Annotated in this window: 24 protein-coding genes and 1 pseudogene; 12 read left to right on the top strand and 13 right to left on the bottom strand. The window is 57.5% G+C overall.

Features of this window, described 5'->3' with window-relative positions:
• Positions 1-12: 12 nt before the first annotated feature.
• The 3 genes from ACQKIK_RS22005 to ACQKIK_RS21995 are packed head-to-tail and all read right to left on the bottom strand — an operon-like array spanning position 13 to position 871.
• Entirely contained in the window at positions 13-225 is a 213-nt protein-coding gene (locus tag ACQKIK_RS22005) for a GDCCVxC domain-containing (seleno)protein (RefSeq protein ID WP_003089113.1), read from the bottom strand.
• Between the two features lie 7 nt (positions 226-232).
• Positions 233-508, bottom strand: a complete 276-nt coding sequence (gene merP / locus ACQKIK_RS22000) for a mercury resistance system periplasmic binding protein MerP (protein WP_003150552.1) — start codon at positions 506-508, stop codon at positions 233-235.
• Between the two features lie 12 nt (positions 509-520).
• Complete coding sequence (locus ACQKIK_RS21995; RefSeq protein ID WP_003089115.1) at positions 521-871, bottom strand: mercuric transporter MerT family protein; 351 nt, start codon at positions 869-871, stop codon at positions 521-523.
• Positions 872-945: 74 nt separating this feature from the next.
• Here ACQKIK_RS21995 and merR point away from each other — a divergent pair, with 74 nt between their 5' ends.
• Positions 946-1,344: a mercury resistance transcriptional regulator MerR gene (gene merR / locus ACQKIK_RS21990; protein WP_003089120.1), complete on the top strand. Its 399-nt coding sequence runs from the start codon at positions 946-948 to the stop codon at positions 1,342-1,344.
• Between the two features lie 147 nt (positions 1,345-1,491).
• On the opposite strand, the gene ACQKIK_RS21985 is transcribed toward merR, so the two are convergent.
• The 9 genes from ACQKIK_RS21985 to atzD form a co-directional block, all read right to left on the bottom strand.
• Positions 1,492-2,223 carry a tyrosine-protein kinase family protein gene (locus ACQKIK_RS21985; RefSeq protein ID WP_079388230.1) on the bottom strand — a complete coding sequence of 244 codons (732 nt, stop codon included), beginning with the start codon at positions 2,221-2,223 and terminating at the stop codon, positions 1,492-1,494.
• A 9-nt stretch (positions 2,224-2,232) separates the two neighbouring features.
• Positions 2,233-2,694, bottom strand: coding sequence for a hypothetical protein (locus tag ACQKIK_RS21980; RefSeq protein WP_130562398.1), 462 nt, complete (start codon positions 2,692-2,694; stop codon positions 2,233-2,235).
• Positions 2,695-3,084: 390 nt separating this feature from the next.
• Complete coding sequence (locus ACQKIK_RS21975) at positions 3,085-4,356, bottom strand: OprD family outer membrane porin (RefSeq protein WP_023102364.1); 1,272 nt, start codon at positions 4,354-4,356, stop codon at positions 3,085-3,087.
• A gap of 241 nt (positions 4,357-4,597) precedes the next feature.
• Positions 4,598-5,908, bottom strand: a complete 1,311-nt coding sequence (locus tag ACQKIK_RS21970) for a solute carrier family 23 protein (protein WP_023102365.1) — start codon at positions 5,906-5,908, stop codon at positions 4,598-4,600.
• Positions 5,909-6,023: 115 nt separating this feature from the next.
• Positions 6,024-6,413: an oxalurate catabolism protein HpxZ gene (hpxZ, locus tag ACQKIK_RS21965; protein WP_023102366.1), complete on the bottom strand. Its 390-nt coding sequence runs from the start codon at positions 6,411-6,413 to the stop codon at positions 6,024-6,026.
• A 1-nt stretch (position 6,414) separates the two neighbouring features.
• Positions 6,415-7,812, bottom strand: coding sequence for an AtzE family amidohydrolase (locus tag ACQKIK_RS21960; protein ID WP_023102367.1), 1,398 nt, complete (start codon positions 7,810-7,812; stop codon positions 6,415-6,417).
• Positions 7,809-8,015: a DUF4089 domain-containing protein gene (locus ACQKIK_RS21955; RefSeq protein ID WP_023102368.1), complete on the bottom strand. Its 207-nt coding sequence runs from the start codon at positions 8,013-8,015 to the stop codon at positions 7,809-7,811. The genes ACQKIK_RS21960 and ACQKIK_RS21955 overlap by 4 nt, the downstream gene beginning before the upstream one ends.
• Positions 8,012-9,712 carry an allophanate hydrolase gene (gene atzF / locus ACQKIK_RS21950; RefSeq protein ID WP_023102369.1) on the bottom strand — a complete coding sequence of 567 codons (1,701 nt, stop codon included), beginning with the start codon at positions 9,710-9,712 and terminating at the stop codon, positions 8,012-8,014. The genes ACQKIK_RS21955 and atzF overlap by 4 nt, the downstream gene beginning before the upstream one ends.
• A gap of 92 nt (positions 9,713-9,804) precedes the next feature.
• Complete coding sequence (gene atzD, locus ACQKIK_RS21945; RefSeq protein ID WP_031633052.1) at positions 9,805-10,926, bottom strand: cyanuric acid amidohydrolase; 1,122 nt, start codon at positions 10,924-10,926, stop codon at positions 9,805-9,807.
• Positions 10,927-11,205: 279 nt separating this feature from the next.
• Here atzD and ACQKIK_RS21940 point away from each other — a divergent pair, with 279 nt between their 5' ends.
• The 9 genes from ACQKIK_RS21940 (at position 11,206) to ACQKIK_RS21900 (ending at position 21,340) form a co-directional block, all read left to right on the top strand.
• Positions 11,206-12,114 (top strand): LysR family transcriptional regulator, encoded by a 909-nt coding sequence (locus ACQKIK_RS21940; RefSeq protein WP_499137426.1) that lies wholly within the window; start codon positions 11,206-11,208, stop codon positions 12,112-12,114.
• A gap of 237 nt (positions 12,115-12,351) precedes the next feature.
• Positions 12,352-13,335 (top strand): helix-turn-helix domain-containing protein, encoded by a 984-nt coding sequence (locus ACQKIK_RS21935; protein WP_023102372.1) that lies wholly within the window; start codon positions 12,352-12,354, stop codon positions 13,333-13,335.
• A gap of 157 nt (positions 13,336-13,492) precedes the next feature.
• The gene (locus ACQKIK_RS21930; RefSeq protein WP_023102373.1) at positions 13,493-14,527 is read left to right on the top strand and encodes a DUF1254 domain-containing protein; all 1,035 of its coding nucleotides are present in this window, start codon (positions 13,493-13,495) and stop codon (positions 14,525-14,527) included.
• A gap of 72 nt (positions 14,528-14,599) precedes the next feature.
• On the top strand, positions 14,600-15,442 hold the full coding sequence (locus ACQKIK_RS21925; protein ID WP_023102374.1) for a MipA/OmpV family protein: 843 nt from the start codon (positions 14,600-14,602) through the stop codon (positions 15,440-15,442).
• A gap of 52 nt (positions 15,443-15,494) precedes the next feature.
• Positions 15,495-16,322 (top strand): acid phosphatase, encoded by an 828-nt coding sequence (locus ACQKIK_RS21920; RefSeq protein ID WP_023102375.1) that lies wholly within the window; start codon positions 15,495-15,497, stop codon positions 16,320-16,322.
• Between the two features lie 13 nt (positions 16,323-16,335).
• Positions 16,336-17,112, top strand: a complete 777-nt coding sequence (locus ACQKIK_RS21915; RefSeq protein ID WP_023102376.1) for a hypothetical protein — start codon at positions 16,336-16,338, stop codon at positions 17,110-17,112.
• A gap of 245 nt (positions 17,113-17,357) precedes the next feature.
• Entirely contained in the window at positions 17,358-17,858 is a 501-nt protein-coding gene (locus ACQKIK_RS21910; RefSeq protein ID WP_031633056.1) for a sigma-70 family RNA polymerase sigma factor, read from the top strand.
• A gap of 11 nt (positions 17,859-17,869) precedes the next feature.
• The gene (locus ACQKIK_RS21905) at positions 17,870-18,805 is read left to right on the top strand and encodes a FecR domain-containing protein (protein ID WP_023102378.1); all 936 of its coding nucleotides are present in this window, start codon (positions 17,870-17,872) and stop codon (positions 18,803-18,805) included.
• 111 nt (positions 18,806-18,916) lie between these two features.
• Positions 18,917-21,340: a TonB-dependent siderophore receptor gene (locus ACQKIK_RS21900; RefSeq protein WP_023102379.1), complete on the top strand. Its 2,424-nt coding sequence runs from the start codon at positions 18,917-18,919 to the stop codon at positions 21,338-21,340.
• Between the two features lie 62 nt (positions 21,341-21,402).
• Here the strand turns inward: ACQKIK_RS21900 and ACQKIK_RS21895 are convergent.
• Positions 21,403-21,630: pseudogene (locus tag ACQKIK_RS21895) on the bottom strand (XRE family transcriptional regulator); the annotation flags it as partial.
• Between the two features lie 61 nt (positions 21,631-21,691).
• Between ACQKIK_RS21895 and ACQKIK_RS21890 the strand changes: the two are divergent.
• Both ACQKIK_RS21890 and ACQKIK_RS21885 read left to right on the top strand, forming a co-directional pair.
• On the top strand, positions 21,692-22,672 hold the full coding sequence (locus ACQKIK_RS21890; protein ID WP_004576175.1) for an IS5-like element ISPa41 family transposase: 981 nt from the start codon (positions 21,692-21,694) through the stop codon (positions 22,670-22,672).
• Positions 22,673-23,138: 466 nt separating this feature from the next.
• Positions 23,139-24,626: a SulP family inorganic anion transporter gene (locus tag ACQKIK_RS21885; protein WP_023102381.1), complete on the top strand. Its 1,488-nt coding sequence runs from the start codon at positions 23,139-23,141 to the stop codon at positions 24,624-24,626.
• Positions 24,627-24,628 lie beyond the last annotated feature (2 nt).

The following is a 24,628-nucleotide window of genomic DNA, read 5'->3' as shown; positions in this document are numbered from 1 at the left end:
TCCCCCTAAACGCTATGAGCAACACCCAAGCTGCTGCTGGATCGGCGGGCACTTCACCGAGCCGAACGAACAGAAAACGCAGCAATCCCCTGGGTTGGGGCGCAGCAGCGCCTTGCAGTTGCTGCACTCGTAATAGAACTGGCAGGCGTCCGTGGGCATGGTTTCCGGCTTGGCGAAGCCGCAGCGCGGGCAAGTCAGCACGGACTCAAGGACAATGGCGCTCATCGTGACCTCACTTCTGCACTGTGGAGGGGTATCCCGCGTTCGCGGTCGCCTCAGTCAGTGCCTCGGGCTGGGCCTTATCGGGATCGTAGGTGACGGTCGCCGTCTTCTGGTCGAAATTGACCTGGACGTCACTCACGCCGGACACCTTCTCCAGCGACTTCTTGACCGTGATCGGACAGAGTCCGCACGTCATGTTCTGCACGTCGAGCGTGACGGTTTTCGGGGGAGCCGCCAGCGCCACGAAGGGCAAGGCGAAAAGCACGGCGATCAGCAGTTTGCGCATGGTTAATCTCCTTCAGTAGAACAGCGGGGCGAGCCACGGCACGGCCAATAGGCCGAGCAGCAGCACGCTGACGATCCAGAACACGAGTCGCTGTCGCACGAGCGTGCGCGGATCGGCGCAGGGTGTACCTGGCGTACAAACCTGTGGCACCAGGTAGAGCTTGCGGAATGCCAATCCCAGGAACAGTAGAGTCAACCCGATGAAGAGGGGGCGTAGTGGCTCCATCATGGTCAGAGCGCCCACCCACGTACCGCCGACACCGAGTGCCAACAGCACCAGTGGCCCGACACAGCACACCGACGCACCGATGGCGGTCAGCGAACTCGCGACCAGCGAGCCTTTCCCGGTGAGTTGCATCCCCATTCCCATCTCCTGAGCCTGATTGCCTAGGTGCTATTCTAAACTCCGTACCAAAGTACGGAATCAAGGAGAAAGTGATGGCCACAGAGCTGACCATTGGCAAGCTGGCAGACGCCGCCGGGGTGAACGTCGAGACGATCCGCTACTACCAGCGACGCGGGCTGCTGGATGAACCAGCCAAACCCTTGGGTGGCCATCGGCGCTATCCGGTGGACATGGTGAAGCGACTGCGTTTCATCAAGCGGGCTCAGGCGCTGGGTTTCACGCTCTCGGAAGTCGGTGGACTGCTGACGCTGGATGAGTCGTGCGCCTGTGCCGAAACGCGAGCACGGGCTGCACGCAAGCTCGCGTTGATCGAGCAGAAGATGGCCGACTTGGTCGTCATGCAGCAACTGTTAGGCGAACTGGTGCAGCAATGTGATGCGGGAGACGGCGGAACGATCTGCCCGATCATCGAGGCACTGATCAGAGAGTAATGCCTGGCGGGTGAGCTGGAGATCGGAAAGCCCCTTTACGGTGGGATTCAGAGCTTACGTTGGTTTTTGGTTCCATTGCTCCCCAAACCCCAAGGTCTTCTGCATAGCGCGTAACGAGGCTCACGAAGAGGGGGCTGATTGAGGGGGTCAGTGTGCCAAGGCTCTGAGCGGTTGGCTATTTATGCAGCGTCTCCCTAGGCCCTCAAGATAGGAAATCAAATCCTCATTGCTTTCCATTATATTTCCGGCTGACATTAGATTAATACTACCAATACCGGAGTAACTTTTTTCTATCTCGTAGACATAGTCTTCGATATTGCAACCGCCCAAAAAACCTCTATCATTTAGATATTCTACTAGGCCGCTTTTGCAACTATCAACTTGCGAAGTATTGAAAAAATTAATAAGCCCAGGCGCTTCGAAGTCGCAATCAATAACAAAAACCTTCTTCCCTTTTCGGGATAGATAAGCTGCCGTTAGTGCAAGAGACGTAGTGCGCCCCACACCACCTTTATAGCTAAAAAAAGTTACTACATTGCTTTTCCTGTTTAGCCTATGTTCGTCCATATCCAATAATGCACCGAGCGAGCGGCGTAATCCTACGGAAGTTTTTGAACCAGAAAATAGGTGACTATAATCCTCTTCCTGGGACTTCCTTTCACTTACAAAAATGCACTCAACGTTAGCATTTTTAAGCTCTTCTATAGCAACCGATTTAGTATAAAGCTCGCCGAGGCCTTTGGCTATATCGCTAACGATGTATACTTCAATATTCTGATTGACTCGCAACTCAATGTAAAAGTCCACAATATTATTTTGAATGACATTCTCCCGAAGGTCATCCTCCAGCCTATTAATGAAACCAATTGACTTCAGCATAATGATCTCTCACATCTTCCTTAAATATTGATTTGAATGAGCATAAAACTCTTTGATTTGGCTATACTCCAAATCAATATGCGAGTACCGAACCTCTGGATTCCATTCATTTAACAACTTATTGATCTCGCCCTTTTTGCTGGTATGGTTTAGCCCACCCACCAATGAATCAAGAAGATTTTGCAGCGAACTGAAATTATGGGTTTTTATCCTCTTTTTATAATTTATACCCACAGCAGCACAGTTCTCCTCGTTCACATCGAGGACTGGATCATATTGTTTAAGTTCAAATATTTTGAACTTTAGCGCGCACTCTATTATATACCCAGACAAATAATACATACTTAGGACGAGAAACTTAAACTCCTCGCTATTTAAATCACCCTCGTCAAACGCTTCCAGCTTAGCCTGTAAAACACGACAAGCATGATTATGTCGCTTGGCAGATCTTAAATACTCTTTATATTTCACTGGCCATTCCCTTGAGCTCGCATGATGGCACTATACCACTAGCCTAGCTGGAAATGAAGTGGAGTTTGAATAACTACCGGGACTATGGATTATCATCACCCTTTCAAGTGGTTTTGTATTTCTTCTAATTACTTCAGAGGAAGAGTGCCATTATATTACGCAAACGCGAGCCACCGATATACACCGAGTACAACCGCTCCAGTGTGTCGAGGATTGAGCTAACGATAAAGGGTACTTAAAGAGATAGCTTTTTCGCATGCGATGAGAAGGCGAAAAAATTTATAGTAGCCATCTTTTTCGACTCCTGGTGCCCACAAAAACCCGCCTTCAGCGGGTTTTCTCGTCTTCACCTTTTAAACCACCCTCCCCAACACACTGCCCTCTCCCCCTCTAAAAGTTATAACTAACCTCCAACCGGTTCTGGAAGAAGCGGGTGTCTCGTGCCGGGGAGGTTTGTACGCCTACCCATTCGGCCACGCTCAGGCCTTTGAGGGCGCCTGCGAAGTTGTAGATTCCGTAGAGCAGGTATTCAGACTGGTTGAGGCTGGCGGTGCCGGCGACGGCGGTCAGGTCCATGAATGAATAGCGGGCGCCCAGGAACAGGTTTTGAACGGCGCCTGTGCTGACGTCCAGTGAGTAGGCATTACCAGCCCCCAGGTCTTGGGTGCTGGTGAAGTAGGGCTGGGCAAAGTAAGGGCCGGATGACATGTTGTGGGCATAGGGCGTTACCAGGCTTCCGTTGTTGTACGCACCCGGGGCCGCTTTGATGTGGTCGTAGCCCAGGGCTACTTTGTAGGCTTTGTAATCGAACCCCGCCTGGAACCCCAAAGTTGTGTTGTCGACTGTGCCTGCCAGTTCACGTCCGTCGCCCGTGCCGCGTATGTATTGAAGACCGGCATTGGGTCGAAAATCGCCTGACACCGCTGAAACGTGGCCTTCGCCGTAGCTCACGTTGGTGTAGTCGTAATAGTGCTGGCGCCATAATTGGCCGGAGTATTTAAGGCCGTTGACTGTCACTGAGCGGCCACCGCCCAGGCTCCACATTCCGGCTGTTTTTTCATCTGTTGAGTACATGCTGTTCCGGGAAAAGCCGTCGTCGGCCCAGCCTTTCCAGCGGTACAAGCGCGCCAGTGAGAGGAAGTCATCGTCGTTGCCATAGTGCACATTAATGCCCTGGAACAGGACGGGCACTACGCGCCAGTCGTAGTCACTGGTCCACGGCAATTGAACGCGCTGATTACCGGCCGTTATCTTGAACGCGTCATGCTCCCAACTGACGTAAGCCTCGCCGATGTTGGTGACGTTGGTGCCGATATCGGGAATTACGCTGCCTTTGTCGTCAGGCCGGTTGAAGGTTCTTTGGTAGATCAGGCTGCCGCCCAATTTAAAGCCATTCAGCGCGGCGGTTTCGTATTTGACGAAGCCGCCATAGCCAGCCGTGTCTTGATTCAGGTCTTTGACGAAGTAAGCGTTCTTGTCGGTGTAGTAACGCATTCTCAGCGATCCGGACACTGTGCCCTCAGACAGCATGTCCACCACACTTTCAGCTTCAGGGGCGGTGCCAGCCACGTCGGCCATTGCGGTGTTACCCATGACACTGAGCAGCACCAGGCCACTCATACCCAACACTTTATTTACAGCCGAAAAACTGCGAGGCGCCATTATCGTGCTCCTGACTATTAAAATTTTTAAAGCGCCTGCTCAAGCAAGCATTTGAATCGGCAGTTTTGCGGTGCTTATTAAAAAGATTTACGCGCTACGCTCTTCAGTTGTTTCCAGATGACAGCCACCTGCGCACGCCCACTTTCCAATCGTTGAAAAGTGGCCTGTCAAAGTGCATTAATCCAGAAGTTACCTTGGCTTTATTATTTAACCGCTGCGACGCTTTCAACGGGTTTCTGAATTACTGAGGACGCGTGGGCGTCGTCACATCAGCTTTTTTCTTGTAGTTCAAAATAATATTCAGCAATAAGGCGGCAAAGGCTGCGCTGCCCAGGCCATCCAGTTCAAAGCCTCCAAAGTGCAGCGTGAACTGCCCGGTGCCCAAAATGAGCGGGATGGAAGCAATCATCAGGTTGCGGTTGTCACTAAAGTCGACGTTGTTTTCAACCCAGATCTTCGCCCCTGAGACGGCGATGAGGCCGAACACGACAATGGTCATCCCGCCCATGACCGAGGTGGGAATGGTCTGCACGAGCGCACCAAATTTAGGAGACAAGCCCAGCAGTATGGCCATCAGCCCGGCCACGACGAACAAGGCTGTGGAATACACTTTGGTGGCGGCCATCACACCGATGTTCTGTGCATAGGTGGTGACACCTGTGCCGCCCACACCGGCGCTTATGACGGTGGCGATCCCGTCACCAATAAACGCTCGGCCAAAATGCTTTTCCATCGGGCTGTTGCTGATGGAGCCGATGGCTTTTAAATGGCCAACGTTTTCAGCAATCAGAATGATGACGACCGGCGCGATCAGCAGGCAGGCGTTTGACGAAAACGCGGGTGCCGTGAAGGTGGGCAAGCCAAACCAGGCCGCCTGTTGAATAAGGCTGAAGTCGATCGGCGTGCTTAACCCAAAGAGGTTGGTCAGCACGTAGTAAATGGCTGTCGACGCAATCAAGCTGGTCAACAGCAGCATCCTTTTGATCATGCCTTTGGTGAAGACCGCAATCAGCGCGACACAGGTGAACGTGATCACTTGCATCCAAATATCAAAATGATTGGCCGCCATGGTTTTGATGGGGATCGCTGCCAGGTTCAAGCCAATGACCGCGACGACGGTTCCGGTGACGATGGGCGGCGTCAGTTTTTCGATCCATTGATACCCGATCGCCTGTACCGCTAGCCCGGCCAATATGTACAGGATGCCGCAGACAATAATGCCGCCCAGCGCCAGGTCGATATGGGTATTGGGCCCTGAGCCGGTATAGCCCGTGACGGCTGCCGTCACACCGATAAAGGCGAAGCTTGATCCCAGGTAGCTGGGAACCTTGCCTTTGGTAATGACAAAAAACACTAACGTCCCGAACCCGCTCATGAGCACGGTCACGTTCGGATCAAAGCCCATGAGTAACGGCGCCAGCACTGTCGCGCCAAACATGGCGAAGACATGCTGCAGCCCCATCAATAACGTTTGAGACCAGGGGAGCCGCTCATTCGGAGCGACCACTTCACCGCCATCCAGCTTTACCGTCCACTTGAAGAGGTTTCTCATTGCATTGCATCTCATATCGGGTGGGGGCAGGTGTGCAAAAGTTATAGACGGGCCGCTGTAGCCGCAGGCCTCGTGATAGAGGGCGCATGCAGGTGGCATGCGCATGGGGGCGTCTTTAGCCCATCACACTCACATGGGCCGATACCACCCGCCAGCCTTGGTCTGTGCGTAACCACGTCTGGCTCTGACGGCCTATGGACGTAGACCCGGTGCGTTGAAACTCGATGTTGGTGGTCGCCATGTCATGGCCGTAAGTCGTGACTTCTGTTCTAAGCACTTTACGGGCCAGACCTGTAGACGGCCGGTTCGCCCGGAATGCCTTGATCGCCTCGTAGCCATAGAGGTTTTCAGTGGCGCCATACCTCAATGTGAAAGGCGAATTAAAAAACAGTTCGTCGAGCACACTGACGTCATTACTGACGAGGGCGGCTTCGTAGGCTTCAAACGCAATCATGACGTCTGCATGGACGTGCGGAAGGTTGATGTCCAGACCTGAAATATTCATTTCACAGTTGTCCTGCGTAATGGGCTTTAACGGTGGCATACCCGCTGTCTTCAAGGACGGCGGCGGCCCTGAGTGCAAGATCCTCACGCCAGGGTGCGGCGATAATCTGTACGCCCAGAGGCAGCCCGCCGGTGTTGTCGGGCCACATAGGCGCCGCGACCACCGGACAGCCCGCGAAGGAAATCGGCTGGGTCAACAAGCCCAATGCAGGCCGGCACGGATGGCGCAGACCATTGATATCAATCCACTCAGCGCCGATCTGGGGCGCGGGCACAGGGGTCGCGGGGGCGATCAATACATCCCAATTGGCAAACAGCTGATTGACCTGGTCGCGGTACATTCTTCTGAAACGCTGGGCCTGGACATACCACGTAGCCGGTTGCATCAGACCGGACAAAAAGCGATCGACCGAGACAGGCTCGAAGTCCTGAGGGCGAGTCTTCAAGTTGTGCGCATGCAGGTTACTGCCCTCGCTGGCCGTGATGATGAAAGCAGCGGCTCGCGCTTGGGCAGGGCTCGGCCAGTGGACTTCATCCGTCGCCCCCAGCAGTTTGGCAGCCAACTGAGCCGCCGCACGCGCAGGGGGGCTGGCATAGGTGTCAAAGTAATCGGTAAGAATGCCGACTCGTAATCCGGCGACGCCTTGCTGCAGGGTTGGCAGGCAGGGCTGGACGCGTAATGCGTGGCAGGCCGGATCGTGTGGGTCCGGGCTTTGCAAAGCGTCATACGTGTACGCGAGGGATAACACGTCACTCGCAAACGGCCCAAGGTGGTCAATGCTGTGGACAAAGGGGTAGGAGCCTCTGCGAGAGAGCCGTCCAAAGGTTGGCTTGAGTCCCCACACCCCGCACAGGGATGACGGCACCCGAATCGACCCGTTGGTATCTGAGCCCAATGCAACCGGTACCTGGTCCGCAGCCACGGCGGCACCGCTCCCTCCTGATGAGCCGCCCGCCGAGCGCGCGGTGTCGTGGGGGTTGCGTGCAGGCCCGTAGTGCGAGTTTTCAGTGGTAAACCCGTAGGCGTACTCGTCCATGTTGAGGGCCCCCAACAGGACGCCGCCAGCAGCTTTCATGCGCTCTACAAGAAACGCATCAGCGGCTGCGGGTGCATTGTCACGATTGATTTTGGAGCCTGCGAGCGTGACCACGCCTTCGATGTCGAACAGATTTTTTACCGCATAAGGCACGCCAGCCAGAGGCGGCAATGGCTCCCCTGCTTGACGCAGCGCATCAATGCTCTTGGCCTCAGCCAAAGCCCGGTCTCGCGTGACCTCAGTGAACGCATTGAACGACGCGTTTGTGCTCTGGATATGATCCAGTTTGTCTTGCACCACTTCCAAGGCACTCAACTCGCCTTTTACGATGGCGTCACGGATGTTCATGGCGGTGACAGTCATGACGGATTGGCCTCAGATGGAAAGGGGCAAGGCTGGTAGAGTTCGGCAGGTTCATCCCATGGGGTCATGGGCACAGCGCCCAGCAACCCGGCCAATTGCTTCGTCCTGGCAAAATGCTCGGCCACGCGCTCAAGCTGCTCCTCGCTGAGGTTGAGGTCCAACAGGACGGACATGGCCGTGACGTAGTTTTTTTCAGGGCTCATTCGCCACCTCCCGCACCCGACGACACATAGGGGCGCCAGCCGCCGTATGAGCTGATGTCCAGCGCACCCTCCAGCGCAAAAGGCTCACACACAAACCCCTGCACCGACCTGCCATCCTCGAGCGTGATCGTCCCTATTCCCAAGGGGCCAGGAATCATCGCAACAAACGATCCATAGTCCGAAATGGGCATCTGCCACACTTCCACTTCGATACGGCTGCCCTTCCCGGGTGCCACCCGGATCATTCCAGGCTTGCGAGGCGAGGTATTGGCAAGCGCGTAGAGCTGGTAATCGGCGGCTGTGCGGGTGGTGGACACGAGCGTCGCATTGCGTTCCGTGAGTTGGTAATTGAGCGGCATACCACTGAGGTGGGCGCCCACCACCCCGACCAGCACCGACGACTGGGCTGACGATTTCAGAATGCGATCCAGTGCAGGAAGAGGCTGCCTGGTGGCACCTTGAGTCAAGCCGGTCGCATGGTGAAAACACTGCGCCAGTTCAGCCAATTGCAGGTCGCTACCGCTTGGCGCGATGAACGTGACACCAAAAGGCTGACCATCAGAACGAAAAGTGCTGGGCACTGAGATGGCCGCGTAGTCCAGCAAATTCACGAAGTTGGTGTAGGTGCCCAGGTTTCGATTGAGGACTACCGGATTGTCTTGCATCTCGCGCAGGGTGTAGCTCGTGGGGGCCGTGGGCACCAGCAATACATCGATGTCACGCCACATCACGGCCGCTATCTGGCCCAGGCGCCGCAGCTCGGTTTGTGCTTCGAGCAAATCCGCGGCGCTGTATTGCTTGCCTTGAGCAATGATGCTTCGAACGGGTTCGATCACCGCGTGCGATGTGGTGTCGAAAAAGTCTCGAATGGCCTCATATCGCTCAGCCACAAGTGCACTTTCGTAAAGCAAAGCGGCAGCTTGTTTAAGCGGTGCATAACTGATGATCCGTTTTTTACCGCCCAACGCTTCAAGCTGATCAATACTTTGCTTGAAAGCCTCCTCGCTAAGGGTGTCACCAAAGAACTCAAGCTCATCGGGCACGCCAAAGACAAAGCGGTTGCCAAAGGGTTCGGTGTTCAAGTGAAGGTCTTTTGAATAGGGGTCGAGCGGATCATGACCCGCGGCCACTAACAGGACCTGAACAGCCGTCGATACCGTACGGGCGAAGATCGATACGCAATCCGCGCTGCGGGCAGCAGGCACCACCCCCCGATTGCTGAGAAGCCCCTTTGAAGGCTTCAACCCCACGATGTTGTTCAACCCTGCGGGCACTCGCCCAGAGCCGGCGGTGTCTGTGCCCAGAGCAAAATCGACTTGCCCGGTTGCTACCACATACGCCGACCCTGCACTCGATCCCCCACAAATCATGTCTGGGTTGATGGCATTGGGAACAGCGCCGTATGGGGATCGTGTGCCATTGAGGCCGCACGCGAACTGGTCCAGATTGGTTTTGCCTTCCAGTGATGCACCGGCGCCGAGAATTCGCTCGACCACACCGGCATGGGTATCGGCCATATAAGCAAACGCCGGGCACCCTGCGGTGGTGGGTACGCCTGCAACATCAATGTTGTCTTTAACCGCAAAGGTAAGGCCGCTCAGGGGGCCGGTGATTTTGTCGTGTGGCTGCTGGCTCAGGCGGTACAGCCACTCAACGGCGGCGCCGGTTGAATCAGGGTTCGAACGGTTCAGAGTCATGATGGTGTCCGGCTTGTTTTCTGAAGTGCCCTCAGCACATTCTCTGGCTCAGGGCAGGTGCAAGAGCCCGCAGTAAGCGTTTTAGCTGACCGTCATGGGCGTTTGAGGCGCGCGATCGCCGCCACCGGGCCACCGCCATCCGGCCCCTGATGCTCGGCGCCACCCGAAACGAAGAGCCGGGTGTCACCCACCATGGCAGCCAGAACGCCACCCACCAGCGCTCTGGCATGGCGGGTCGCCGGGATATCACTGTCATCCAGCATGGTGTGTCGAGCCCCTCTGATGGTGCCGGTCTGAGACGGCTCGGCCTTGGCCAGCATCGCAATCAAGCGGTCACGGTCATCCGCTGAGAGTTGCTTGCTTGACTCGAAGCCAAGGTCGCCAAGGACCCCTTGCACCGCATCCAGATCAATCGCGTCCTTCATGACGCGGTGTCCGATGACCAGATCACCGCCCCACGCCCTGGAGTTACCCAACACCAGAATTTCATGGTGCATGAGCTCCACCCCGGCCGAAGTGCTGGCGCGGCTGGAATACAGGTCGAAGTCCTGGCAGATGCCCGGGCCAAGCTCGCCCGGTGTTTTGCCGTCCAGTTCATCAAGGGCGACACCAACCCCCAGCGCTGAAGCGGCGCGAGAATAGGACATCGACTTGTAGGTATCGGTGGTCGAGGTGCTGGCGCCTCTGGCGTTTGCTTCGGCGATGCGCTGGCGGGTCAGCAGCGGGCATTTGACCTGTACGTAATGCACGTCATCGGCACTGTCGATGCTCGCCATTTCCATGGCGGCCCTGACGGCATCCGCCACCAGTTGAATTTGCACTGAAGTACCGATTTCTTCTGGCATCAGAGCCCGGGTGACGGCTTGGGCCATGGCCAACCGAGGTTCTGTCTGCTCAGGCGCGTCATCCGGGAGTTTTTCAAAGACGATCCAATGGGGAGAAAGGCAACCCTCGGTACCACCCGACATGACCACCACCGCCCGCTCCTCAGCCGGGGCATCGTGCGCAGCCCCATGACGCTCAAGGCACTGGATAACCGACTCGGTCGCGTAGCCACGCGTGAAGTCATTGACGCAGCCATTCCCTTCGGTTTTACCCAACACCCCAATGACCCGCTTGGCATCCAGCAGGCCCGTGGCTGCGGCCTGGTCGACAGCGGACAAATCGCTCGGCGACTGGGCTTCAAATCTTTGAACTCTGGCTTTCCAACGCATTTGATCGCACCCCAAACAGATAGTGATCAAAGTGTAGGAATCGATGGAGTGAGCCGGGAAGCGGTGTTTTTCTCTCGCTGTGAGCTAAAAAAAGCAGCACTCAAATTGCCGGTCAAAGGCAGCGAACGCCAGAAGGCCTGTGCGGTGCGAGTACGCTCGCCGCGTCTGTGGCTTACTGCTACCATCGCAGAGCTCGCAGCCGTATCCCAAGCGGCGAGTCTTTACCTGTATCCAGCAGGACTCAGCCATGCGTTTCAGGCATTCAGGTGGTCCCACGTCATGAAGCACGTAAAGCTCCTGAGCTACTTTGTCGCTGTCGCTCACCATCGTTCCATCAGAGAAGCTGCCAACTTTCTTCACCTGACTTCGTCGGCATTAAACCGGCACATTCTCGATCTTGAAGAAGAGTTGAGCGCCCCGCTGTTCGAGCGCCACGCACGGGGTGTGCGTTTAAGCGCTGCGGGTGAGACCTACCTTGCCTACGCCAAAAAAGCCTTGTGCGACGCAGAGGATGCTCATTCAAGCATTAGAGAGCTTGAAGGGCTCAAGCGCGGTCACATCAAAATCGCTGCCGTGGCGGCGATTGCAGATGTTCATTTGATTGACCTGATTGCAACGTTCCAGACCCAGTATCCGAAGGTCAGCTTTGCTGTGAAGGTCGCCGGCGCAGATAAAGTGGTCGATGCCGTCGTAGAGAATGACTGCGATCTGGGATTGGCTTTCAACCCCTCGCAGAATGCTGATTTTCATGAACTTGCCCAGGCCCCCTACTCCATCCACGCGCTAGTGAAACGCGATCACGTCCTGGCCAGCGCTGAGTCCATTTCGATTTCATCAACAGCAGACTATCCATTGGCGCTGGCCGACACCTCCTGGGGTGGCAGACGCCTGTTGGATGAATACCTGAAACGTAATGGCACCCGCATTTACCCACAAATGGAGTCGAACTCTTTTCAGGTTCTAACGGACTTTGTCAGGCGTACCGGGGGGATTTGTTTCCAGGTCAGGAAAGAGGGAGGTGAACGCCTTGTAGACGACGACCTTGTCGCCCTCCCTGTATCAGAATTGAGGAGGTACCAGCGCAGGATGATACTGGGCGTGCTTCGAGGCCGCTTGCTGCCCGTTGCAGCTGCGCGATTTAGCGAATTGCTCAAAAAGTCGCTATTCAGTGAACTGAACGACAGCTAACCGGGGGATAAGTCAGTTCCCATGGGCTATCCCGGAACTCAAAACTTGGCAAGCTGGCTCCAGCCTCAGGCCTCTCATTTAGTTCAGGAAAAGCCTGTCTCAACCAGGGAAAAAACCTGATCTTGTCCCTGAAACAAACATCGTGTTAACTGTGCCATCACCCGCGCCTACAGGCGCCAACACCCTATTCCCGCTGCTCCCTGCCGATTTTTTGCCTTTTGATCAGGTATGAACGCGATGACGAATGCTGCGCCCTCGATAAAGCTCAGTACGCTTCGGCAAATTGCTCCTTATCTGGGGATGCGCGGGGTGTCGCCGCTGGAGTTTTTTCGGCGTTATGGGATTTCTCCGCAGGTGTTTCAGAACCCTGAGGCGTGGATTCCACGGGCGGCGTGTTTTCATATTGCCAATGAGATGGCGGCGGTCGCTCAGGACCCGTTTGCCGGGGCGTCGGTGGGGCATTTGATTGAGGTGCGTTCGCTCGGTGTGTGGGGCGAATGGGTGCTGGGCTCGACCAATCTGGCTCAGGCGTGTGCATTGGCGGCGGTGCACACGGATTTGCTGCACCAAGGCAGTGACGTGAAGATCATCACCGAAGGCCGGATGACGAAGCTGGTTCATCACTTCAACGGGCACCACGGGGCCGACCCCAAGCAGGTGATTTTGGGCACGCTGGCGCTGCTGAGAAAGATCCCGCTGATGTCCGGCGAGCCCGGCGCCATTCGTGTGCATCTGAAAAACCCGCGAGAGCGCGGCGACGAGGCGCTTGAGGAGTATCTGGGGCCGAATCTGGTGATGAATGCGGAGCACAACATGATCGAGTTTGATCGTGACTTGCTCGAAACGCCTTTGCAGCCTGTTCGGGACAGTGCCTGGAAAACCACCCTGGCCTTGAAGTCGACCTCCGACGCCGCGGACGCGCTCGTGCAGCAGATCGCGGATCAGGAGTTGTCCAAACTTGTGACTGTTTCACGAAAGATCGGGCTGTCTGCCCGCACGCTCCAACGGCGCCTGGAACATTGCGGTATCGACTTCGATGCATTGCGTGACGAGACACGCCGCAGTGAAGCCATGCAGTTGATTGCCAGCGCCAGATACAGCGCCACCGAAATTGCCTACATGGTCGGCTACAGCGACCCCGCGCACTTTACTCGCGCCTTCAAACGCTGGACGGGCAGCCCGCCGTCGCACTATCGCACTCTCTTGAAACAAGACCGTTAATACCCCCGCCTAACCCCTCTCCACTGTGCGCGGCCCCTTTACGGGGCGGCCTTCGCGTGCGCGCTCGCATTGCTTTTGGCACCAAATGGCAAGTTTGCGCCAGGGCGTTCTTATACAGTCAAAAAACTAACGCCAATCAATAAACCCAGAGGTTTAAATGCCCCCTTTACATGCGATCTGCATCCTTGCCATGGCGCTGGCAGTAGTTGGAAGTGCGAACGCTCAATCCTCCCCTGAGGCGGCGATACCGGTGGGTGTGGATAACTTTGTCCGTGCCGAGTCCGACCTTTACTTGGGCAAGATGGTGGCAACGGGCAGTTTGGGCCGCTTTGTTCATAGCCGCGAAGCCGTGCCCATCGACGCCCAGAATGTGGTGCGAATGAACCGGGACACGCTCTATTCGTCAGCGGTGTTCGATCTCGACGCAGGCCCCGTCACCATTACCTTGCCTGAGGCCGATGGGCGTTTCATGTCGATGGCGGTGATCAATGAAGATCACTACGTGCCCCTCGTCACTTACGGCGCCGGCCGCCAGACATTGACCAAAGAGTCCGTCGGCACCCGCTATGTCTTTGTGGCGGTGCGCACCTTCTTCGATCCCGCTGATCGCAAAGACCTTGAGAAGGTCCATGCACTGCAGGACGCAATGACAGTCAGCCAGGCCAAGGTTGGTGAGTTTGTGGTGACTAAGTGGGACCCGGCCAGCCAGGCCAAAGTGCGTGCGGCGTTGGAGGTGTTGGGCTCGACGATCCCTGACTACAACCAGTCCTTTGGCGCCAAGGGCGCGGTCAACCCGATCCATCACTTGATCGGCACTGCCACGGGATGGGGCGGCAACCCGGCCAAGGATGCCATCTACCTGGGCGGCGTGATGCCGCAGAACGATGGGCACGCCGTTTACCGCCTGAAAGTAGGCGAAGTCCCGGTCAAAGGTTTTTGGTCGGTCAGTGTTTATAACGCCGACGGTTACTTCCAGAAGAACCCCCAAGACGCCTATTCGTTGAACAACCTCACCGCCAAGAAAAGTGAGGACGGCTCGATTGTCATTCAGTTCGGCGGTTGCGACGCGACGATCGCCAATTGCCTGCCTACCACGCCCGGCTGGAACTACACGGTCAGGCTTTATCAGCCGAGCGAACAACTACTCAATGGCCAATGGAGCTTCCCGAAGCCAGAGCTTGTCGCCCGCTAATCCATACCCCCCGACTTCTATAACCCGGCACACACGCTCACACGTTTGGTTTTACAACCAAGGAAACAAGCAATGACAACCATCGGCGGTTCAAACTTTCTCAAGCATCCCGTGGCCCTCATGACAGGTGCGACGCTCGCATTGGCGTTGGCGCTGCCGGCACACGCAGACAACGCAAATGAGCCATCCCTGACGGTAGGTGGCGGCCTTGGTGTCGGCCCGTTGTACGAAGGTTCTTCGCACTACGCAGCCTTCCCGTCGCTGAAATTGAAGGCCGTGTTACCGACCCAAGAGTGGGGCACGTTCAGCGCGGCGTTCCCGGAGGGCCTGCGTTGGGACTTGCCGGGCTTGTCGCCTTTCGGCTTTGCGCTGTTGATCGGCTATGACCAGGGCCGCAAAGAACGAATCCACACCCTGGACGGCCGCGATGACTATCTGCGGGGCATGGGCAACCTGGACAGCACCGCGCTGGTCGGGGCTGAGGCGTACTGGACGCTGCCGGCCGGTCGCCTGTTTGTGCGCGGCCTGCGCTCGAGCGACAACCGCAATTACGGCGGCGAGCGCCTGGGCAAAACCGCCTACCTTGAAGCCGGTTTTGCCACGACTTACGCGCTGTCGTCGACATTGACCCTGGACTCGACGCTGTACGGCACCTGGAGCAATGAGAACGACATGATGGCGCGCTTCGGCGTCACGGCTCAGCAAGCGGCCCGCACCCAGTTCGAGGAATATCACCCGGGCGGCGGGATGCGTGACGTGACCTTGAAGCTGGGCCTCACCTGGCAATGGCAGCCACAGATCGCCCTTGAAGGCGGGGTCAAAACCTACGCACTGGTCTCCGATGCCCGCAACAGCCCGCTCACGGGTGAAAAGGTCGGCGCTGGCGCTTATCTGAACGCGCTGTACTCGTTTTGATTAACCGCTCACACCGCTGCCATCCGCCACAGAACAAACAAGGGAACACGCGATGAAACAACGACATAAGCAGTTGGGGCTGACCGTGTCCCTGACTGGCCTGCTGTGGTCGGGGCTGGTGCTGGCTGAAGAGGCGGCCACCAAGATCACGGACCCTCATTTCAAGCTGGCTCCGGGTTACCTCAACCCGGCCGGCCTGCCGCTGCGCCTGGCATTGCTCGGCGCGCCGCCCAAGCCCGACTCTGCGGCGCTGGCACGGGATGAAGAAGCCCGGCGGGCAGCGCTGGCACTGCGTGGCACAGCCCGGGAGGCGCTCGCGGCAACGGATGCAGAGTTGTCGTTCCCGGGCCCGGCGAACACATTCTCGTGCGCGATGGGGACGCAGATCAGCGAGAAGACCACGCCGCACCTGTACACCTTGATGCAGCGCACGCTGACGGATGCCAGTGGCTCCACGTATGCCGGGAAAAACGCCTACAACCGCACCCGTCCGTTTGTGGTGCATGACGAAGGCACCTGCCGCAAAGACATGGAACCGCTGCTGCGCACCGACGGTTCCTGGCCTTCCGGGCACTCGGCGGCGGGCTGGGCCTGGGGCTTGATCCTCGCAGAAGTGAACCCGGCACGCGCCACTGAACTGATGACCCGTGGCCTGGCGTATGGCCAAAGCCGCGTCATCTGCAACGCCCACTGGCAAAGCGACGTGGATGCCGGGCGCATCATGGGCGCCGCCACCGTGGCCAGTCTGCACAGCAATCCGGCGTTCCTGAAGGATCTGGCAGCGGCGAAGGAAGAAATCCAGGCAGCACAAAAAGCAGGCAACACGCCGACAGAAAACTGCGCCGCCGAGGGCGTCGCGCTCTCGTTGACGCAGCACTGAGCGGGGATGCGCCATGAGGCTCAGTAACACTTCGTTGCGGCGTAAACACGTGCATCTGGCCCTGTTGTTCGGGGCCTTGGCGAGCGCTGCAAGCGGCCTGCCGACGGTTGCCAACGCGGCAGACAGCGATGAATGGCAGTTCAACGGCGGGCCTTATCTGTGGGGCGCCGGTATTCGTGGGCACGTCGGCCACAAAAGCACCGGGACGGCCTCTGTGAAGTCCGACTTTTCGGACATCGCACGCACCGTCGACATGTCCTTGATGTTCATGGGTGAAGCGCGGCGCGGGCCTTACAGCGTGCTTGCCGACCTGATGTACATCGACACCGACACCCGCAGCCGCCTGCCAACCGGGTCCAAGCTTGAGGTTGAAGGCAAGACGGCGTCAGGCTTTTTGGGGGGCGGTTATACGGTGCTCGGCGATGACGATTATCGGGTCGACGTCGCGGGCGGCGTGCGCGTCTGGTACAGCAGCACCACCCTGACCCTCCATGGTGGGCAGGCTTCGGGGCATTCCGGTTCTGACAACGCCACGTGGGCAGACGCCATGGTCGGGCTGCGGGGGCGCTATGCCGTGAGTGAGCGGTTCTGGTTGTCCTCCTGGGGCATGGTGGGTGCCGGGCAATCCCGTGAAGACTGGGACCTGGCAGCGCTGGCCGGCTGGGAGTTCACCCCCGGATTTTCGGCGGTGGCCGGCTACCGGGCCATGGGCGTGAACTATCGCAACGACGGGTTTGTGTACGACATCGTGCAAAAAGGCCCGTTGCTGGGCATTAGCGGACGGTTTTAGGAGTTCTCAGCCCGTAGCAGTTGCCGAGCCTGCGAGGCGACGTCCGACTGTTGCGGTCTTCCAGTTAAACCGTGCTTTGAGGATTTACGATCGCTGCGCGATCGGACGTAGCCTCGCAAGGCTCGTCAACTGCTACGAGGGTGGTGTGGACGGCCCGTAAGGTAGTTGCCCTTCCCCTCTTGCATTACTGCCGTGCCATCACGACAATGAGAGCGATTACCATTTACGCTTTTGGTGACTCTCTCATGTCGTCGCTCGATCATTCAGCGCTTCATCAGCTGTACAGCGAACACAACAGTTGGCTGAAAGGCTGGTTGCGCGTGCGGCTCGGTAATGCGGCCGATGCTTCGGATTTGGCTCAGGACACGTTTGTGCGGGTGATGACGGCCCGCCATGACGTGCCCATTCGCGAGCCTCGGGGCTATCTCAGTGCCATTGCCCGCTCGCTGCTGATCGACAAGTCCCGTCGGCGCACCATTGAGCAGGCGTATCTGTTTGCGTTGGCGCAACGGCCAGAGCCGGTGGAGGTGTCGCCGGAGGTGCGGTTGTCGATCATCGAGATGCTGATCTCAATCGATACCCTGCTCGACGAACTGGGCCCCAGAACCCGGGAGATTTTCCTCGCCGTGCAGTTGGAAGGGCTGACCTACGTGGCCGCAGCAGAACGCTTTGGGGTGTCGGTGACCACGGTTAAAAATCACCTGATTCGCGCCATGACCCGCTGCCTGTTGCTGGTTGACGCGTGAGGCCACCTGACATGGACATCAAAACCCTCGAAGCCGCCGCCACCTGGTATGTGCAACTCAATGACGGCACGGTCAATGAGGCGCGGCAGCGGGCCTGGCACACCTGGCTGCACGCCAGCCCGCAGCATGCGGCAGCCTGGGCACGGGTCGAAATCCTCCAGCAGCAGTGGTCCAAAATGCCCCGGCAAGCGGCGTTGTCCAGTTTGGGGGCCGCCAAGGCCCAGCGCCGTGATGTGCTGAAAATCCTCAGCATGCTGGTGGCCGTGGGCGGGTGTTCGTGGCTGGCCGTTGAGCAGGTGCCCTATCGTTCGATGCTGGCAGAACTGAGCACCGGCAGCCGTGAACGCCGCTCGCTGCGGCTGGAAGACGGCTCGCAATTGGAGATGAACGCCGGCACCGCGCTGGATATTCACTTCGATGCAACGCAGCGACAGATCCAGTTGTATCGCGGCGAAATCCTGCTGCAAACCGCCCAGCCCGCCGACCCGCGGCCCTTGGTCGTGCAAACGGTTGACGGCAGCGTGCGGGCGCTCGGCACCCGCTTCAGTGTTCGCCAACTGCCCGCTTACACCCGCGTCGGCGTGCTACAGGCTGCGGTTGAGGTCCGCCCGCTTCGCCATGCCGATCAGCCTTTGCGGCTGGAGGCCGGGCAGCAAGTCACGTTCGATCGCGATGCGGTGAGCGCGGTTGGGCTTTTACCGGCTGAATCGGCCGCCTGGGTGCAGGGCATGTTGAGCGTCAATGACTGGCCCCTGGGGGACTTTATCGAAGAGTTGGGCCGTTATCGCCCCGGCGTACTGCGGTGCGACCCGGCGGTTCAAGGGTTGAGCATTTCGGGGGCGTTTCGTATCGATGACACCGACACCGTGCTGGAAAACCTGAGCAAGACGTTACCGGTCAAGGTGCGTTATGTGACGCGTTATTGGGCCAACATCGAGCCGGTCTGAGTTTATTTAGAAAATCCCGGCGCGCGGCCTTGCTGATTTTGATTCTCATCCGTCTTTGACACAAACCGCGATCACAGCGGCTATCTGCCAGACTAACGGAAGGATCACCGAATGCCCCCGCTCCCCCTCAATGCCAGTACCCAGATAACGCGCGCTGTGCGCATGGCGGTGTTCGGCGCGTCGCTGGCCAGCCTGCCCGCCCTGGCGCTGATGCCCACCCAGGCGTGTGCGCAAAGCCAGACGGTGTATGAGATTGCCCCAGGCCCGTTGGGCAACGCCCTGACCCAGTTTGGCGTGCAGGCGGGGGTGACTATTTCGTTCGACACGGAACAGGCTCGCCACCTCCACACCAGCGGGCTGGAAGGCTCATACAGTGTTGAAGAAGGCCTGGAGCGCTTGCTCGCCAACAGCGGCTTGCAAGCCGAGCGCCAGAGCAATGGGGGCTATGTACTGGTCGCACGCAACGCGCAATCGGCCCTGGAGCTGGGCGCCACTCAGGTCACCACCAACCAGTTGGGGTCTGTTACGGAGGGCACGGGGTCCTACACGCCGGGCACTATCGCCACGGCCACACGGCTGGTGCTGACTCCGCGAGAAACGCCGCAGTCGATTTCGGTGGTGACCCGCCAGGTCATGGACGATTTCGGACTCAACGCCATTGATGACGTGATGCGCCACACGCCGGGCATCACCGTGTCGACGTATGACACTGAGCGCACCAACTACTACTCGCGTGGCTTTTCCATCGTCAACTTTCAATACGATGGCATACCGACTCTACGGGACGCGCAATACTCGGCCGGGCAGACCCTGACCGACATGGCCCTGTATGACCGGGTTGAAGTGCTCAAGGGCGCGACCGGCCTGCTCACCGGGGCTGGCGGCCCTGGCGGCACCATCAACCTGATTCGTAAAAAACCCACCTCGCAATTCATGAGCAGCATCGAGGTGGGCGCCGGCTCCTGGGACAACTACCGCACACAAATCGACGTGAGCGGCCCGCTGACCGAGACCGGCAACGTGCGCGGTCGAGCCGTTGCGGCGTATCAGGACAAAAAGTCATTCCTGGACCACTACTCGCGCAAAACCGGCGTGTACTACGGCATTCTTGAGGTCGACCTGGATGAAGACACGCTGCTCACCCTGGGCGCCGACTATCAGGACAGCAACCCCAAAGGCTCCAGCTGGACCGGCACCCGTACCATTTTCGATGCGACGGGCAATAAGCTGGATCTGCCGCGCTCATTCAACAACGGTCCCAAATGGAGCAGTTGGGAGCAGTACAGCCGAACCGTGTTCGCCACCCTGGAGCACAACTTTGACAATGGCTGGGTGACCAAAGGCCAATACAACCATCAGATCAATGGCTACGACGCGCCGCTGGGTTACATCTCACAGGACTCCGCAACCGCCAGTTCGATTTATGCGCGCAAATATACCGGCGAAACCACCCGTGACAGCCTTGATGTCTATGCATCGGGACCTTTTGAGCTGTTTGGCCGCGAACACCAATTAGTCGTGGGCCAGTCCCTGTCCATCTCTGACTGGAAAGGCAAGGACTACTCAAACGCCACCTACTTCGACAACAACTACGATTTCTACCAGTGGCACGGCCAAGCCATTGAGCCGCTGTGGAATCAGCCCACCAAAATAAACGATGAGACCACTCGCCAAAGCGGGACTTACATCGCCGGGCGCTTCAGCCTGATGGATGACCTGCACGTGATGCTCGGCACCCGGGTTGCCAACTACCAAGTCACCGGCACCAGTAAAACCAAGGCCAGCGGCAAGGGCGTGCCCTATGCCGGTGTGGTGTATGACCTCAATGACAATGTCTCGGCCTACGCCAGCTACACCGAAATTTTCCAGCCGCAGACGCAGTACCGTGACCGCACGCGCAAAATGCTTGCCCCCGACGAAGGCAAGAACTATGAACTGGGGCTTAAGGGCGAGTTTTTTGGCGGCCGCCTGAACAGCAGCCTTGCCTACTTTGAAGTGCATGAAACCAACCGGCCCGTCGCAGACCTGCTGTTTAACTCCACACCCGGTGCGGAATACTCCTACATCGGCACCAAGACCACGACCAAAGGGTACGAGGCAGAAATTTCCGGAGAACTCACCCCCGGCTGGCAATTGCAGGCCGGTTACACGCACAAAATCAGCCGCGACGACGACCACATAAAAGTCGCGACCTGGGAGCCGCAAGACCAGGTCAGCTTTTACAGCAGCTACAAACTCAAGGGTAATCTGGACAAACTCACCCTCGGTGGCGGCGCACGCTGGCAAGGTGCTGGCTGGCAGACGGTTTACAACTGGGGCTACGACAACCGCGCGGGACGCTACGAAAAATTCACCCAAGACCCGTACTGGCTGGTGGACTTGATGGCGCGCTACCAGTTCACCGACAACCTGTCGGCCACCGTCAACGTCAACAACCTGTTCGACAAGGCGTACTTCACCAACATCGGTTTTTATGACTCCGCCTACTACGGCGACCCACGCAACGTGATGGTGACCACTCGCTGGGATTTTTAAGGCGGTAGGGGCACTGCCTCAACGGTAGGGAGAGCCGGGTATCGACCGGCTCTTATGCTGCTTTAGCGCACCGCTTCCGGATCCGAAAAATTCTCAATTTTCACCTGCCCATCCGGGAAGGTCGCAATAATTTCCAGCTCCCCCCCCATGGCGCGGATGTAATTACGCAACGTGCTGATGTACATGTCTGTGCGCCGCTCCATTTTCGATACAGCGGCCTGATTGATATTCAAGGCCTTGGCCAATGTCTCCTGGCTCAGTTCCTGAGCTTTGCGCAGCTCATGCCTAGGGAATCTCCGAACAAGCCTTCAGTTATGCGAGAATCCCCGCAACACCTGATCCGAGCCGCCCATGAGCCAGATGAGCTTTTCCGACTTTGAGTACGCCGGCAAGCGCAAGCAAACCCGCCGAGAGCGCTTCCTCGCCGAAATGGATCAGGTGGTGCCCTGGGCAGGCCTGCTGGAGCTGATCGAACCGTTCTACCCCAAGGCCGGCGGCGGTAGAAAACCCTATCCTTTGGAAACCATGCTGCGCATCCATCTGTTGCAGAACTGGTTCTCCCTGAGCGACCCGGCCATGGAAGAAGCGCTCTACGAAATCACGCCCATGCGCCAGTTCGCACTCCTGACGCTGAGCGCGCCAATCCCCGAAGACACCACGATCATGAACTTCCGGCACTTGCTGGAGAAGCATCAGCTCGCACCGGCAATCCTTGCGGTCATCAATGGTTATCTGCAGGAAAAAGGCCTGTCGCTGCGCCAAGGCACCATCGTCGATGCCACCATTATTCATGCCCCCAGCTCGACCAAAAATAAAGAAGGCAAGCGTGATCCCGAGATGCACCAGACCAAGAAAGGCGGTCAGTATTTCTTCGGGATGAAGGCGCACATCGGTGCCGATGTCGAGTCCGGCCTGGTGCATCACGTCCATGGCACCGCTGCCAATGTGGCCGATGTCACGCAGGTGGCTGAACTGCTGCATGGCGAAGAAAACGCCGTGTATGCAGATGCCGGTTACACCGGTGTCGAAAGGCGCGAAGAGCATGAAAATCGGGGGGTGATCTGGCAGATTGCAGCGCGTCGCAGCACCTATTCCAAGCTGAACCAGCGCAGCGTACTGTACAAAGCCAAGCGCAAGATCGAGTTCTGCAAGGCTCAGACACGGGCCAAGGTCGAGCATCCGTTTCGCGTGATCAAGCGGCAGTTTGGTTACGTGAAAGTACGTTTTCGTGGGCTGATGAAAAACACGGCTCAGTTGACCACGCTGTTCGCCCTGGCAAACCTGTGGAGGGTTCGAAAACAGCTCATGGGTATGGGTGAGGTTCGCGTTTAACACGGAGAACCGGTCGAAAAAGCTCTCCGTACATGATTTTTCGGTCACTTTTCGTCCAATGACGCTGTAGGTGCCTGGAAAATTGCAACTTGCCGCGGCTGCACGACAAGTTGATCGGAGCATCCCTAGGGAGATCAGCACGGCTGGAAGAACTGACCCAAACGAGGCAGCAGGTCGCATTTGACGATATCTTCACTGTATACTTTATCGCTCAGCCATACCTCTTGAGCTACAGGAACACCAGCATGACTGTACTCCAAACGATCTACTGGCAGCCTACGCCGCCTTAGCGCTACGCCCCCTCGCAACATCTCGCTTCCGCTAGTTTCGCTCGCGGTCGCGTACTGCTGTATGCCCGGTTTTTACACCCAAGGCACACAGCCAAATAATCCTCACAACTTGAATTCGTATCGACGCGCTCGCCATCTGCCTGGTGTGCGTGTGGTGCATTGCCTTGGATATTCTGATGCTGCAATCGCTCAAACAGACGTGGTTTTCCAACGTCCGTGGAGACGTGCTCGCGGGGATCGTGGTCGCGCTCGCGCTGATCCCGGAGGCCATTGCTTTCTCTATCATTGCCGGCGTCGACCCCAAGGTCGGTCTCTACGCCTCCTTCTGTATCTGTGCTGTCATCGCCTTCGTCGGCGGTCGACCCGGCATGATCTCGGCAGCTACCGGTGCGATGGCACTGCTGATGGTCACCCTGGTAAAAGATCACGGGCTTCAGTATTTGCTGGCAGCCACCTTGCTCTGCGGGGTGCTTCAAATCCTCGCTGGATACCTGAAACTGGGCTCTCTGATGCGCTTTGTTTCGCGCTCGGTAGTCACAGGCTTTGTGAATGCATTGGCGATTCTGATTTTCATGGCGCAGTTACCTGAATTGACCAACGTGACCTGGCACGTTTACGCCATGACCATAGTGGGCCTCGGAATAATCTATCTGTTTCCGTATGTACCGAAGATCGGCAAGCTGATTCCCTCGCCGCTGGTGTGCATCCTGGCCCTGACGGCCATTGCTATTTACCTCGGTCTGGATATCCGCACTGTGGGTGACATGGGCGAACTGCCGGACACGCTGCCGATTTTCCTGTGGCCTGAAGTCCCGCTGAACGTTGAAACTCTGCGCATCATCTTCCCGTACTCAGCCGCCTTGGCCGTAGTAGGTCTGCTTGAGTCCATGATGACCGCGACCATCGTCGACGATTTGACCGATACCACCAGCAACAAAAACCGTGAATGCAAGGGTCAAGGCATTGCCAACATCGCTGCCGGGATGCTCGGCGGTATGGCAGGCTGCGCCATGATCGGCCAGTCGATCATCAACGTGAAATCCGGTGGACGTACCCGTCTCTCCACATTGTGCGCGGGCATTTTCTTGCTGCTGATGGTCGTTTTCCTCGGCGAATGGCTCTCCAAGATCCCGATGGCTGCATTGGTTGCTGTGATGATCATGGTATCCATCGGCACCTTTAGCTGGGATTCCTTGCGCAATCTGAAAGAGCACCCACTGTCGACCAACCTCGTCATGGTCGCGACCGTTGTGGTGGTCGTGGCAACGCATAATCTGGCTTACGGCGTGTTGGTCGGCGTACTGCTGGCTTCGTTGTTCTTTGCGAACAAGGTCGGACATTACCTCGATATCAAGAGCAGTCTTGAAGAGACGGAGTCGCATCGGACTTACCGCGTGGTAGGCCAGGTGTTCTTCAGCTCGGCAGACAAGTTCACCGAAGTTTTTGACTTCAAGGAAGCGCTCAACAAGGTCACCATCGATCTGACACAGGCGCATTTCTGGGATATCACCGCCGTCGCCGCGCTGGATAAAGTGGTAATCAAGTTCCGTCGCGAGGGCGCCGAGGTTGAAGTGCTGGGTCTAAATGAGGCCAGCGCCACAATCGTTGACCGCTTTGGCGTGCATGACAAACCTGGCGCCATCGACAAGCTCATGAGCCACTAAGG

Origin of the sequence: Pseudomonas sp. NPDC047961 (assembly GCF_050272435.1) — a bacterium.
In the GTDB taxonomy this organism is placed as follows: Bacteria; Pseudomonadota; Gammaproteobacteria; order Pseudomonadales; family Pseudomonadaceae; genus Stutzerimonas.
The sequence above is the reverse complement of the archived record's forward strand: the minus strand, read 5'-3'. Positions and strand labels throughout refer to the sequence as shown.